We start from the raw sequence: 14,560 nt of genomic DNA, 5'->3' as shown, positions 1-14,560 counted from the left end.
TTGGAATACTTGAATACACACTCTTCAGAAGAAATCAGAGAAAGAGTTAAAGTAGTCAATGATCCATACGAGGCAGCTCAAGATGCACATGCTATTGCTATCTTAACAGAATGGGATGAATTTAAAACTTATGATTGGGAAAAAATCCATTCTACAGTATTAAAGCCAGGAAATATTTTTGATGGTAGAAATATCTTAGATAAAGAAGCATTAAAAGAGATTGGATTCAATGTTTATAACATTGGAAAATAATCTTTGTGAAAATATATATTAGATACATTTAATTTGTATCAAAAAAAGCTAGGACATTATTTCTTTTGATTAAAGAAAATGTCCTAGTTTTTTCATTTAAGATTAGCGATTCTGATCTTTTATACTACATAACTAAACTAATTTTATATCTCAATTTCTTCATTTTCGAAGATTTCAAATCCGTTTAAATCTACCGCACTTATTGTTATATGATATTCACCATTAACATAATCGGGTACCTCAATTGAATCTTCAATTTTAACCTTCAGTCCTGAGTTCATGTCATTAGTATTAATAAACTCATCGTATATAATAATTTCACTCCATACTTCATCGTGAAAACTATGTTCGTGTCCATATGCAGGGTGTATATCTACTTTTATAAATGACAAACCTACTTCTGCATCAACATTGAAATTATAGTTTATTTGCTTCATACTAGAAGTTTCACTAGCAGTTGTACTTATATCATAAATTTTCATACTAGGGTTGATCACCTCATCATTGGTGCATGATGTTACTAAGAATAAGACAATTGTTACGAATGATATTAATTGATATTTCATGATTTCTATATTTTTATAATGAGAATGATTCTTTTGCTAATTCAATCTTATTGGCATCTGTTATGGATACTACTATTTCTGTTGGACTGGCGTTTAAAATCAATTCAAGTCCTCCTTTACATTCAATGATATTTCTATAGTTATAACCTTCAGAAAATATTGCATTGAAGTATGGGTTATAGACATGGTCAGACATTTGTAAATACAATGCTTCTGCAAGCTCTAAGGCTAAATATTCAAAATTTTGTATGTTGTTGATTTCTCCGGTATGGTCTCTAAATGTCACCATTTGTTCATCAATCTCTACTTTTGTATGTTCTTCAGCCCTAAGAGCGATCATTGCTTGTTCTTTAGTCTGAGCAAATGAGATACTTGAAAGTATGGTCAACAGGAAAAAGCTTATATAATATTTCATCTTTATTTTCTTTAGATAGTTTCAGTATTTATTTTGAAGATTTGACGTTATCGAGTTTATAATCTCTACTTTTAATAAAGTTTCCATTTTCATCAAAATCTGTTCTTCTTCTTTTCATTGAACTTGGAATCTTTTCATTTGGAACGAAAATAGGTTTATCAGATGGCCACTTGTAAGATAATTGAGGTTGGTATCCTTCAGGATAATACTCTTCTGGTTGATATTGCATGTCTCTGATATATTGGTTCTGAATGTCTTCTCTCTTTTTTCTTGGAACGGGAACGATAAGTCCCCCATTTTCTGCAACTTGAGAGCCTGCTTGCGGAGGTGTTGCATTTGGATATTCAGGCAATTGCCCGTCTCTTACCCAGATTTTATCTTTTGTGACATTCACAACTACACCATCAAAGCCAAAGTGGAAAGGTCCGTCATAATGTTCTCTTACTTCTACTACCATTTCATTGTTTGCATATAGATCATCAAAGGTGTGAGTCGCCATTGCTAAACGAGGATTAGAATCTTTGTATAACTTTCCTGCTGCATAGGCAGGGTTATGGTGAGTATCAATTGTATATCTAGAAAGCACTGCTGGAACACCATAGACTTGTGATGAAATGGAAACAACTTCTACTTGCATTTCAGTGATTAGAACATCAGCATCTTTGCCATATTTTGCGGTTAATTTATTAGGTCTACCGTCGCCTGAGAAGACAACTGACATTCCTTTATACTCAACTCTATAAGCCGAAGCTCCATCTTTACAGTGTGCTTGTTGCCAGTGAATGACTTTTATATCATCCTGATTGTAGACAACACCACCATCATCTGTAAAGTCAAATTCATTTACTTCAATTTCCCATCCTCTGCCTATTGGAAAGACATCAAATGCATCTCTATGCCATTCGGTCATTGATTTCATCCCTTCAACCATATGTGCAGTGCCGTATTTTTCTTCAGATCCCGATGGACCAGTAATTCTTAATGGCTCATTCCATCTACCATTCCAAGCACCGAACATATATACATAAGGCAATGCTCCATAGTGATCCACATGTAGGTGGGTTAGGAAAATATCATTGATCTCATTCAACGCGATACCCGCACCAACAAAATTGGCTACTGATCCTTCACCAATATCAAAAATTAAGTTTTTTCCGTTCCCAAACTGTATTAGAATCGAGGTGTTCGCTTGTCCGGGTCGAATCATAGGAGAGGATCCCATAAATATGATTCGTATTTCTTCTTCTAATAAATCTTCAGTATTTGGATACCAATTTGCTGCAGAAACCATATGATCCATTGGTGCTATACCTTCAAACATTAACCCTTCATTCCATCTTCCCATAGGAATACCTGCAGTCAATGTGGTTTTTAATTGTGTTGTATCTGTCTGAAAGATACCTTCCATATTTTTAAACTCGTTAATATCAGTAGTTGATATATTGCTTTGATCGTTGACATAACCTGCAGCATTTTTATTTGTTCCTTGATAATTTCCAGTGTAATTGTTTGGACCTTGATCGTCCTGAGCCTTGCTAACATTTATCGTTAGGCAGTAGGTTAATATTAATGTTAGAGATAGAATAACTTTTTTCATGATAGATGTTTTTATTGATATTTTATTTAACCAAATGGTTAATTAAGTAGTAAAATTTTTTGATCACAAGGATCAAGTTTTATAAGGCTTGAGTTTTAAATGATTAATATCAAACTTTATAATTAACCAAACGGTTAAATTGATTTATGGTTACATTATAAATCAATTATTAGCATTTATTTACTATAATCAATGATTTAAAGTTATTTTGATAGTTATATCTCAAGGTTAAGAAAAGAAGTGACCCTTATATTTTAAAAAGAGTAAAGTATAATCTAAAACAAATAAAAAAGAGTCGATTTTAAACAATCGACTCTTTTCTATTAATCACAAGAAACACATTGTCCACTACCGTCATAAAAATCAGCAGATCGATCACTGTCACTTAATGAATACCTACAACATGCAGTTGGTTTTCCTGACCAACGGCCATTAGTGATCTTTTCATATTTAATAGGGACCCTTAATTGTCCGGTTTTTCTATCTAAGCAACCAAATAGTTTTCCTTCTTGTACCTTAATTAAACCACACTCCATAAACTCAATAGAATCGAATTTCTTACCACCGATGATTCTACCATCAGGAGAATTCAATTGCATTTGTCCATCAGAGAAAGTTAATAAGGAATATCCATTTTGTTTTAATTGGATATTGGAATATTCTATAGGAACAACAAGTCTACCAGCATAATCTATAACGCCTTCACTTCCATTTTTAGATACTAAATAAAAACCATTTTTAGGTTGAATTTTATCATAACCATATAGTTTCTTAATACCATTTGTAGGACTTCTCATGACGTATGCATAATTGTATTGTGGAGCAATTCTTAATGCTGTAGCTATATATGAAGAAGCTTTACCATTTTGTTTTTTTCCTTTAAAGAATAATCCATATTTATAATCGAACCAAGGAGTCTCTGGCAACATATCTTTTCCCATTAGGTATAACTCATGCAGTTTATCTTCTTTACCTAGTTCAACATAAGTGTTCCATAATAATTTGTAATTTTCTAAACGGTATGGGTTCTTTAATAATGAAACTTTACTATGTCTTTCTATTGCTTTTAAGTCTTGTCTAGAATAAGCAACATATGCCAGAAATATATCAAGATCTGAAAATTGACCTCTTTTACTTGTGTATTTATCAGTACTTTCTTTAGCTTTTGGATAGTTGTTTTCTACTTGAACGGCAAATTGTGCTTTATACCTTAGAGCAACAGCATTGTAAGGATCTAGAATTAATGCTTGATCTATAAGGTCATAAACCTTTTTCGGTGATTTTTTATAGAATGAGGCATAAGAAGTATAAAGTTTTCCTAAAATAGCTTTTAAATCAGCTGAAGTTGGAAATTCTTCAATACCTGAAAGAAGTACTTTTTCTGCATCAAGAAGATATTTTGAATTGCTGTCTTGTCTATCATATATCTTCCTCATAATATTAGCATAAGTGATATAAGAATCTTCTACTTTTTGTGATTGATTCATCATACCTTGAGCAACATCATAAGCCTGTTTTAATTGTCCAAGTTCTAAAAGAACAGCAGCTTTTATATCTGTAAATGCTGGATTTGAAGGATCAATAGTCTCCATTTTTTTAACTAGTGACCAAGCTTTCTGATAATATCCCATCTCTAAATAAATAGTTGCTTTACCTAGATATCCTTTTACATTATTCGGGATGATGGCAATGATCTCTTCATTTTTCTTTAATGCTTCCTCATAGTTTTCTTCTACCACATATGTCTTCACCATAGTATTTTTTGGTTCAGTCCATTTTGGTTTTAATTCTTCAGCAATTTTTATACTCTCTTTTGTTTTATCTAGCTTCATCAACTTTTTATTGATAATAGCGATGCCATTATGAGGGTAAGCTGCAGTTGGTGTAACTTCTAATATCTTTTCGAAATAGGATATTGCTTTTGGGAAATCCTTCACATTATTTTCAATGATGATAAGATAGCCTTGTAAAAACCAGCGTCTGATATTAATCATTTCCAATATTTCAGGCTCATTTTTATATAACCTAGTCGCATAGTTTAATTCATGAATTCCTTCTTTTACCTCAACAATTGATGGAGTAACACTTTTGCCTAAGATAAAAGGAGTAATTATTTTTTGAGCTTTGTCTTGTAGAGCAACAGCTAACAAACTCTTTAAATCTTCCTTCTGTGTTTCATCATAGAGTGGAGAATTGTATATTTTTTCAAACCATTCCGTAGCATAAGGAGTAGGAACAGTTATAGAAGCAAGCTTTAGTGTTGTTGTACTAATAGAAGCCATTAATTCGCTATCACTATCCCATTTGAAGTTTTGTCCCAAAGGGTGAGTACTTACTTTTTGTGCTTTGCCAGACTTTGCATTAACAATAAACAAGTTGGAGTTTTCTCCTAGTACTAAGAAAAACTTATCATTAAGGGGTGAAATTTTACGAGGCTTTTCTCTAGCTGGTAAACCTATATCCCTAATTGTTTTCCCGCTTTTTGTATCAGTAAATTTGATTGTCGCATAATTAATAGTGACAATGATGTCTCCATTTCTAGCAAAGAACATCTCTCTTTCAGATTTAGGAGAGATTTTTTCTTCTGTAATTGGGTTGAGTGTTTTTCCATCTAGAATAACTAAACTACCTTTTGCATCAGAAATAGCTATAAATTTTTCATCATCTGATACAGCGATAGAAGAGACTTGGTTTTTTACTTTATGTACTTTTTTAGGAGGGGTGTCTTCTTTATCCATTAGAAAGACATTTCCTTTTTCATCGCCAGAATATACTGTGCCATTTTTTGAAATAGTTAATGCAGTAACCGGACTTTTATGATAGCTCGCTGTTTTAAATTGAAATGTTTTATGGTATAAATAAGTCGTTTGATCTTTGGCATAATACGCCCAATAATCTCCATTTGCAGCTATTTTTGAAGGGTAACTCATAGCTTGTACAATCTCTTTTTCGTTGGTTTCGAAGTTGAAAATCTCAATTGTTTTTGCTTTTGAAAACACCCAAGCTTTATTCCCTGATACTTTTACAGATTTTATATTACCTATTTGAATATCATTAGTAAATTCAATATCAAGGACTTCATTTTGATGTAGATATTTGGGTTCAATAATGCGTTGTGATGCAATGGCATCGTAGAATGATCTAGTTTCAAAAGTATCTTTATACTTTAAAAGACCATTATTAGGTGATACACCTCGACTAGCGACTGAAGTTTTATTAAAATTGTTCTGATTCTGTAATGCAAGATCTTTTAGCTTATCATCAACAACCATAACAATTTCTTTTGCAATTCCTTTATATTGTGGATTTTGATCATAATCAGTTTCTGCAGGAACTTTAGATGTTATGTAACTATTAAGTTCTCCATGGTATATTTTATTATCTCCATTTGAATCAGCAAGACCCATTAAACCTTGTAGTAGGTGGAATGTAAATGCTCCATGACCATTTCCCCATTGTAATCCCTCTTTTGATAATTCATTGGGTCCACAAGACACATATTTATGAGTATTATTCCAGTCATTGTAGAATTGTGAAAATTCAGAATCCGTTCCATCCGAACTTAATAACTCTCCTGACCTACAAGCATCGGTAACCATAAGAACTTTAAACCCTTTTTTGCTAGATAGGAGGTTGACGTATTTTTTCAATCTACTTAATGGAAGTGAACCACCAATACCCATCATATAACCTTCTTCGTTCTTTGCTAATGCATCGTTGGCTAATAAGTAGGCATCACCGACCATATCTACATCACCATGACCAGCAAAGTAGATAATAATTTCTTCGCCTTCCTGCCCATCCCCTAAGGTTTTCATGATATGATGCTCTAGACTTGATTGTGTCGCCTCTTTATTAACGAGTAATTTAATGTCTTCTGGAGCAACAGCTTTGTGCTCCATTAGAAAATTGGCAAAAGCAGTCGCATCATCATCTGCAAATTGTAATTGTGCTTCTTGTGGAAAATTAGAATATTCCGAAACACCAACAATAACAGCTTTAATCTTTTTTTGTGATGTTGATTGAGGCTCATTCAATACCAATCCTCTATCATTTTGGCTAAATATCGAAAGGGTACTAAGAGTAAATACAAATAGGGTAATTAGAAGTCTTTTCACAGCTAAAAAAATGAATGTATTGAAGCTTTAAAATTTCTTAAAGATATCTAATCTTACTATAAAAACTAAAACTATAGAAAACATTATCTGATCCGAATTAATATTTAATACTTTTTCAGTACATTAGATAACCAAACATTACACTCTTCCAATGAAAAACATTACTTACATCACCTTTCTAATTATCACATTATTTTCTTGTGATAATCAAAAAAAGAATTCAGATCAAGTATCGAGTCAATACACACAAACGGCTAACTTAAAGAAGCAAGGCCTTATTAAAAGCTATTATGATGTCGATCAGAAAAAAATCAAAGCAGAGGTAAATTATAGCTCAAAAGGTGTAAAAGATGGTTGGGCCAAAACGTATTACGATAATGGTCAGTTGTGGAAATCAATTTTTTATATTAATGGTAAGAAAGATGGTATAGTAAAAGAGTTCTATAAAAATGGAACACTGTATAAGGAAGTATTATATGAAAATGATATTCTAACGGAAAGGAAGTTTTTTTATAGCGATGGAAAAGTGAAAGCTATTATTCCTTACATGGGAGGGAAGTTAACTTTTGGAACGGAAGAGTATTCTAAATCAGGGAAAAAGTTATCTAAATATCCGAAGGTCTTCGTAAAGAAAACTTTTCCTTCATCTTCCCATGATGAGGTAGTACTAAAGTTGACGTTATCTGAAAAAAGGAAAAACCTGAAATTTTATGTCTGTTACCAAAAAGAAGATGTACAGTGTTTAGACTTTAAAAAGCACCAACTGATAAAAGCAGAGATGAAGGATCGTGAAGGTAGGGTGTTATTGAAATTACCAAAAGGAGCGAACATTCAACATAACGTACAAGTGATTGCTGAATACGTCACTTACTCTGGGAACAAGAAACTTGAAAAAATCAATTACAATCTAAATGTAAGTAGTACATAAAAAGAAAGTCTCAAACCTTGTTAGATGGTTTGAGACTTTTTGATTTTAGAGTATTTCACCCCTAGTAAAAGCAATGGATTTTCTGTTGCCTTGAATATCCCTATAGAAGACTTTTACTAGTTCTTCCGTTAGTTCTAATTCTGCGGGAAATTGTTGCCTCTGTTCTTTAAATGAAAGTATTTTATTGTTGTTACCTTCATCAACATTGATAGTAAAGATCAATTGTTTTTTTCGATTATAGGCGGAAAGTTTATACTCATCGGATTTTACATGAGTTTTGAAAATCGTTACACCTTCATGTACATTTCGAACCAATACATTGCCTGGTTCAGAGAGTTCATCAACGGTAACGGGGACATTAAATTTACTTGTTTTTTTGTTTTGTGCAGTACAGATTATACTAGTTAGAATAATCATTAAGGTCAAAATAGACTTCATAAAAAGTTGTTGTTAATTATTATTCATTTATGATGGAAAATACCTTACCAATTTTCATAATTACAATGCTGTATTTAATAAAAAAATAGTAAGTCTTTCTCTAAGAGAGTATTTATTTTATTAGTAATTAATATTTATCAAGCATTTATTAGATCCTATAAATTTATATAATTATTCAATGTCAAAAAAGGATTGATGATAGTATAATAAGTGTATCGGTTACAGTATTATATCCCTTACTTTTACATATATGTTAGTATGAACAGTGTAAATGAAATACATTACTCTTATTCGTTAATCAGAAGTGATGTATTCACAAGCTGAAATCTAAATAAACTGTAGAGCAATTTAATAAGTAGAAATCGACAAACATCCTTCTTCAGAATTGAGGAAGGATGTTTTTATATATTCTTTTGAGATTGTATTTCAATTAATCACAATGAATAGTAAACCCTTCATATTTTACAGGATTTAAAATCATTGAACGGGTATATTCTCCCTCTAATGAATCAGTACAATTGAACATCATTCCACTAAAAGTATAATTAATAATGCCATTGTCTTCCACTTGGCTCAAACTATCTCCAGAGATGATTTCTGTAGAAATGATATTTGAATTGAAATCTATGATTTGAGAACGATACTCGTACCCACCACCACTGTAAAAGGATAATTCTTTTGTCAGAATTTCTTGACGATTATTGTCTTGATTTACTGTTTGATAAAAAACATCTAGAGGGGTAGGCTCATTACCACCTGATCCACATGAAACGAGGAGTAAACTAACGATATATATTAATATTTTTTTCATTATATCACAATCTTTAATTGGTATCGCAAAGTTCTGAAAATTAATACTCATTCGTTAGATACATGGTAATTATTCACCAACATTCACAAAGCTTTTCATAGGCGGGTGATCCTTCAAATAGATAATGAATAAATATAAAATTTAGTGAATTGTAAATTCTCGACCACTGATATCGACAAGCATGATTCCATTAGTATCTTTGGTGGCAAATATTGAAACATTGGCTTTTGCTCCTAATGGAAATACTAGACTTTGGGAATTAAAGTTTGCTTTGTTGATATAATAGTTGTGTAAACTTATATCCTCTTTATTTTTACTAGATAAGTCAATTTCCTTGATTTTGTTTTCTTCAGAATCCAATAAAATCACTTTTGTGATAAAAGCTCCATAGGTTTCAGGGCCTTTGTCCCTTAAAGCATCAAATGAGACAATATTTCCTTCCTTATGAAAATTATCAAGAACAAAATCTGGTTTCGTTGAGTAGTTATGTAAATTTCCCCAAACACCTCCATGTAATAACTGATTTGTACCCATTACATACAATACAGCTACGGTTGAAAAAGATAGGATAATGGTCTTATAATATTTACTATTTAGTAATAGATTGGGGTCAGTTGTATAGAACCAATACTTATTTTTTGGGAGTGAGGGATACTTGGTATTGAAATAATTATCTAGAGAATAACTTCCACTTCCAAAGAGAAGCATAACACCGCCTACAGTAGTTAATAAAGAGGCAATTTGCCATTCATCTAAACAAGTGGGGCCCAACCAACCCGCAGTGTGCATTAGTCCAATTCCTAAGGATGCTAATAATAAACCTGTAAATCTAGATGCAAAACCCACAAGAAGTAGAATACCAACAATTAATTCCGAATAGGTAAATACATATGTAAACCAATTCATTTGTATTGGATTCTCTACCAAATAACCTAGCATAGCTTTAAAAGGGCCATTAGAATGTGGGAAAAATGTGTTGATCTTATGGCCAATCCACATTGGACTGTCGAAATCATGTTTTCCAGGAGCAAGGATAAGTCTTCTAAGTACTGCGGATAAAAATAGCCATGAGGTAACTAGTCTTAAAGGTAGGATTATACCGCCTACTATTGATTTGGATTTCATAAATTAATAAAGTTTGAGTTTTTAAAATTAGGTGATACAAAACTCAAACTTTCAAACTTATAAATTGGTGACAGGATTTCCTTTCTGATGAACACTATTTCCCATATTTCTGTTTAAAGGCAGAAGGAGTCATTTCTTTATGTCTTTTAAAGAACCTATTAAAGGTTTGAATATCAGAGAACCCTAAATCGAAAGCAACTTCTGAAATTGTACAACTTGAGTATTGTAATAATCGTCTTGCTTCTAGTATGCGTCTTTCTTGGATAATTTGAAGTGGTGCTTTGTATCCATTCTTAGAAAATACATTCGATAATGTTTTCGGACTTTTGTGTAATAAATCAGCATAATCTGCTACTGTGAAAAGTTCTTTGAAGTTCTTCTCAACCAGGAAAGTAAACTGTCTAATAATATCCATATGCCCTTTTTCTATTTCATGGATATTGTTTTGACTTTTATAGTTTCGCGTACAAACAATAAGTACTTGTTTCATTAATGATTGAAGCATTGGCATATGTAAGTACTTTTTTGAAGACATTTCGACAAGCATCATTTCCCATATATATTTTAATGCATTTTTGTCATCGTCATCTAACGAAAATTCGGGTAAGTGTTTAGCACCAAAGAAAAGTATTCCTTTACAATCCACATCACTATCATGTTCAACAATACAGTAGAATGATCTATTGAACTGAAACATTTTTGCTTCACCCATTTCCACTACTTCTATTTTATATAATTCTGTAAAAGTAATGACTTGATCTTTCTTAAAGTGATAAGGAACACTATCAATATTTAGCCTTGTGTTATCGTCTTGGAACCAAAGAACCGTTTTTTCTGTATCAAATTTTTCTTGTAGTATATGATGATTGTCTTTTGTGATCAGTTCAATTCTTAAGAACTCATCTAATCTTCCTTCAACTTGCATTGTATTATTCTAGGATAGGTTTTGATTGATGAATTTAGTATAAAATTTAGAAACAAAAAAAGCCTGGCATTAAACTGTCAGGCTTTTTTAATACAAGTGTCACACTGTTTGATAGTAATATTATTTTGACTCGATATGCTTCCAGAATTCTTGGTTAATCTTATTGATTTGTTTCCAATCTTTTCCCGTAAGCTCAGAGATTTCTTTATTAATTTTCTTTGAGTGATTTTGAATTTTAGCTTTTGATTCTTGTGGTGTTAGATCACCATCTTTTGCTAACTTTTTGTAGTGTGCAACATGTGTCATTACATCCAACCTTAAATCATACAACTCAGTTTTTTGACTCTCAGACAGATCCCACTTTTCACCAACAAAAGCAATATACTCTGAAGTGTTCTCTCTCTGCCAATCTGTAGGGGCAGGGACATCTTGTGCAAAAGTGCTGAAAGAAAGTACTGTTAATAATAAGCCTAGTAAAGTTGTTTTCAAATTCATTTCAATGAGTATTTTAAATTATACTTTAATAAAAATCTATGATTGTTTCTTGAGTGTAAATATGACTATTAAAAATTATTTAAGCTATTTATTTCTATTTAGTGGTAAAATATAGCTTAGTTTAAGTCAAAATATGGCTAGTGTAAATTTTTGTGGTGAACAATTTATCAATTTGATTACTTTTGCAGCAAACTAAATTAATAAACAGAAATGACTTCCAAGGTAATCATTGCACTAGCGAATAAATCAGAATTTAAGGAGCTCGGAGAATTAGTAATTAATGTCTATTCAAAATTAGAGGGCTTCCCTCAGCCCGATGTCTATCCTGATTATTACTCTACTTTGGCCAATTTCGGAGAATTAGTAATTGATCCATCAGTAAAAGTTTTCAAGGCGGTATATAACCAAGAAATTCTAGGTATGGTAATCTATTTTGATAATATGGAATTTTATGGTTCAGGCGGAACTGCACCAGAAGAAAAAAATGCTGGTGGTTTTAGGTTATTAGCTGTAAAAGAATCTGCTAAAGGTAAGGGAGTAGGTCGTTTATTAATAGAGCATTGTATATCCTTAGCCAAGGATAGTCAACATCAAAATTTAATTATACATTCTACTGAAGCCATGAAAACAGCTAGGAAAATTTACGATAAATATGGTTTCCAACGGGCAGTAGATTTAGATTTTTTACATGATGGGTTAGATGTTTTTGGTTATCGACTTTCTTTGTAGTACATAATTGTTTACATCTATTTGCATTAACTTTATTTGTACAACTTTTAACGATATTTTATAGAGATTTTACGTACTACATAATACACATTAGCTTATTATCTCATCAAAAACATCATTAGAAGTGGAAATTCTTATCTCAATAATATTATTTCTGTTTGTTGCATTAATAGGTGTTTTCTCTATTGCAACTCAATCGAAACATACCATCAGTGCTTTAAGCATAGTAGGGGGAATCATTGTTGTATCTATGGTTATTACTAAAATTTGTATGTGGTGCATATAAAAAAGGAACGATAACCAATGATTATCGCCCCTCTGTTTGCAAGTAAATTAGCAATTAAGATAAAATTGCTAGCTTAATCCTATTTATTTTTCGACTATAATTATTCACATGAAGTGATGGTAGAGTTATCTACAGTTGTGAAGTCAGATACACCCTCAACTCTTTCGTTGAAAATGATATCTCCATACATCTGTAAACCTTCTTCCTTATTTGTGATTACATCATTAAACGAACACCAGTTTGCATAAGCTTCTGCTGGAGTTTCGATGTATACTTTTAATCCACCCCAACCTAGGTAGTCGATCATATGAAGACCAACAAACTCATCTTGGATTCTTAATGGTGAATATTGACCACCAAATTCACCTGTACCAGATAGCTGTGTAAGCATACCAAATACTTCAAACTTATCTAGTTTTACTGTAATATAATCTATAGCTACATTCACTACGCTTTCAACATTATTAAATGCATCCATGCTCAGTGTTGCATCCGCATCTTCAAAGTTTTCAACAGCAAAGAAATTGATGTTATATGCCTCAGTTAATGCATTGAAGGCTGTGAAAGTTGTCAATTTCGGATGAGATTCGATATAGATAGTACTATAACTTCCAACACTTTCTAATTTATTGAAAGCATCAATTGCAGTTAAAGATTGGTTGCTAGCGATAGTTACACCGCCACCAACTTCAACAAGTTCTTCGAAAGTAGTTAAGTATTCAATACCAGTAGATTCACCACCAAAACCAATACCAACACCGCCTCCGCCACTGTTGTTGTTAAACTGTAACTCATTACCAATAGTCATTAACTTTGGAACTTCAAAAGTCGCAAGCTTTGCATTGTTGTTTACATAGAAGTTACCATCTACAGATAATAATTCTGGGCAAGCAAGAGTTGCTGTTTCAGAAAGACCTGTTAATTCTAAATCACCATGCACCTCAGTTAATGCATCCAAAGTAATTGTAGCATCACCAACAGCGTTTAATACCACATCATTATTTACGGCAACTAATCCAGTTAAATCGAAAGATGTGATATAGGCTTTTTCAAAATATCCACCTTCATCTTCTCCAGAAATAAAGCTGTCCACATGTAATTTATCATTTACATATGCTAAAGCAGGAACTTCTAATGTAGCTAGCTTACTGTTGTTTACTACTGTAAATTCTCCACCAATAGACTTTAGCTTGTCCATAGTAATACTAGAAAGTTCTACTTGGTCAACTACCAATAACGAACCACCGATATTCTCAACATTCCAGTCTAAAGTTTCAATATTTGATACTTCAACATTACCACCAACAAATACAACATCACTTAGAGTTGATAATACATTGGCACTGTTTAAATACACATCACCTGAGATGATTTTATAGTTACCTTCAGCAAACATAGATACATCATCAGCTGTAGCGATATTACCCCACCATACTTGAGCTTCACCACTTACTAAGTCTTCAACAGCATCAATCATATCGCTGTTACCATCTACTTTATCTTGTAAAGCTTCAAGTTGAGCTAAAACATCTGCGATATCTTCTTCGTCAGCGTTAGTTTCTTGAAGTGTTTCTAACAATAATTCAAGTGCTTCAATATCTGCAATTAAACCTGATAAGTCAGAGTTGGCATCAGAAAGTGTCGTTAGTTGTAGGTAGATGTCTGCAAGTGTCTCTTCTAAAGAAGCTGCTTGTTCTTCGCCAATACCATCTAATCTGTTTTCAATGCTTTCAACTCTTTCAGTTAAACTATCTAAATCTGCAGTTTCTGAAGTACAAGCAGTGAACATAGAAGCCGCTAGAACGGACATAAGAATTTGCTTTCTCATAGTAATAAAAAATTTTCGATAAAATGTAAAGTAGTATACACCTTTGT

The 14,560-nt window shown here is 32.3% G+C and carries 13 protein-coding genes; 3 read left to right on the top strand and 10 right to left on the bottom strand.

Annotated elements, in window-relative coordinates:
- Positions 1 to 252, top strand: a 252-nt coding sequence (locus HGP29_RS13040) for a UDP binding domain-containing protein (RefSeq protein WP_317169943.1), incomplete at its 5' end; no start/stop codon positions are given.
- 143 nt (positions 253 to 395) lie between these two features.
- On the opposite strand, the gene HGP29_RS13035 is transcribed toward HGP29_RS13040, so the two are convergent.
- The 4 genes from HGP29_RS13035 to HGP29_RS13020 all read right to left on the bottom strand — a co-directional run bounded on the left by HGP29_RS13035 (position 396) and on the right by HGP29_RS13020 (position 6,948).
- Entirely contained in the window at positions 396 to 818 is a 423-nt protein-coding gene (locus HGP29_RS13035; RefSeq protein WP_168882850.1) for a DUF4625 domain-containing protein, read from the bottom strand.
- 13 nt (positions 819 to 831) lie between these two features.
- Entirely contained in the window at positions 832 to 1,233 is a 402-nt protein-coding gene (locus HGP29_RS13030) for a hypothetical protein (RefSeq protein WP_168882849.1), read from the bottom strand.
- A 28-nt stretch (positions 1,234 to 1,261) separates the two neighbouring features.
- Positions 1,262 to 2,830, bottom strand: coding sequence for a guanitoxin biosynthesis MBL fold metallo-hydrolase GntH (gene gntH, locus HGP29_RS13025; RefSeq protein ID WP_168882848.1), 1,569 nt, complete (start codon positions 2,828 to 2,830; stop codon positions 1,262 to 1,264).
- Between the two features lie 323 nt (positions 2,831 to 3,153).
- Positions 3,154 to 6,948 (bottom strand): caspase family protein, encoded by a 3,795-nt coding sequence (locus HGP29_RS13020; protein WP_168882847.1) that lies wholly within the window; start codon positions 6,946 to 6,948, stop codon positions 3,154 to 3,156.
- Between the two features lie 151 nt (positions 6,949 to 7,099).
- Here HGP29_RS13020 and HGP29_RS13015 point away from each other — a divergent pair, with 151 nt between their 5' ends.
- Positions 7,100 to 7,876, top strand: a complete 777-nt coding sequence (locus HGP29_RS13015; protein ID WP_168882846.1) for a toxin-antitoxin system YwqK family antitoxin — start codon at positions 7,100 to 7,102, stop codon at positions 7,874 to 7,876.
- Positions 7,877 to 7,921: 45 nt separating this feature from the next.
- On the opposite strand, the gene HGP29_RS13010 is transcribed toward HGP29_RS13015, so the two are convergent.
- The 5 genes from HGP29_RS13010 to HGP29_RS12990 all read right to left on the bottom strand — a co-directional run bounded on the left by HGP29_RS13010 (position 7,922) and on the right by HGP29_RS12990 (position 11,670).
- Entirely contained in the window at positions 7,922 to 8,314 is a 393-nt protein-coding gene (locus HGP29_RS13010; protein WP_168882845.1) for a hypothetical protein, read from the bottom strand.
- 430 nt (positions 8,315 to 8,744) lie between these two features.
- The gene (locus tag HGP29_RS13005; RefSeq protein ID WP_168882844.1) at positions 8,745 to 9,125 is read right to left on the bottom strand and encodes a hypothetical protein; all 381 of its coding nucleotides are present in this window, start codon (positions 9,123 to 9,125) and stop codon (positions 8,745 to 8,747) included.
- A gap of 141 nt (positions 9,126 to 9,266) precedes the next feature.
- Entirely contained in the window at positions 9,267 to 10,250 is a 984-nt protein-coding gene (locus HGP29_RS13000) for a TQO small subunit DoxD (protein ID WP_168882843.1), read from the bottom strand.
- 94 nt (positions 10,251 to 10,344) lie between these two features.
- Positions 10,345 to 11,175 carry a helix-turn-helix domain-containing protein gene (locus HGP29_RS12995; RefSeq protein ID WP_168882842.1) on the bottom strand — a complete coding sequence of 277 codons (831 nt, stop codon included), beginning with the start codon at positions 11,173 to 11,175 and terminating at the stop codon, positions 10,345 to 10,347.
- 120 nt (positions 11,176 to 11,295) lie between these two features.
- A complete protein-coding gene (locus HGP29_RS12990) occupies positions 11,296 to 11,670 on the bottom strand; it encodes a hypothetical protein (protein WP_168882841.1) in 375 nt (124 codons plus the stop codon).
- Positions 11,671 to 11,880: 210 nt separating this feature from the next.
- Here HGP29_RS12990 and HGP29_RS12985 point away from each other — a divergent pair, with 210 nt between their 5' ends.
- Positions 11,881 to 12,399: a GNAT family N-acetyltransferase gene (locus HGP29_RS12985; protein ID WP_168882840.1), complete on the top strand. Its 519-nt coding sequence runs from the start codon at positions 11,881 to 11,883 to the stop codon at positions 12,397 to 12,399.
- Between the two features lie 386 nt (positions 12,400 to 12,785).
- Here the strand turns inward: HGP29_RS12985 and HGP29_RS12980 are convergent, their stop codons facing one another.
- Complete coding sequence (locus HGP29_RS12980) at positions 12,786 to 14,513, bottom strand: hypothetical protein (RefSeq protein ID WP_168882839.1); 1,728 nt, start codon at positions 14,511 to 14,513, stop codon at positions 12,786 to 12,788.
- Positions 14,514 to 14,560: the final 47 nt, after the last annotated feature.

Origin of the sequence: Flammeovirga agarivorans, assembly GCF_012641475.1 — a bacterium.
GTDB lineage: Bacteria > Bacteroidota > Bacteroidia > Cytophagales > Flammeovirgaceae > Flammeovirga > Flammeovirga agarivorans.
The sequence above is the reverse complement of the archived record's forward strand: the minus strand, read 5'-3'. Positions and strand labels throughout refer to the sequence as shown.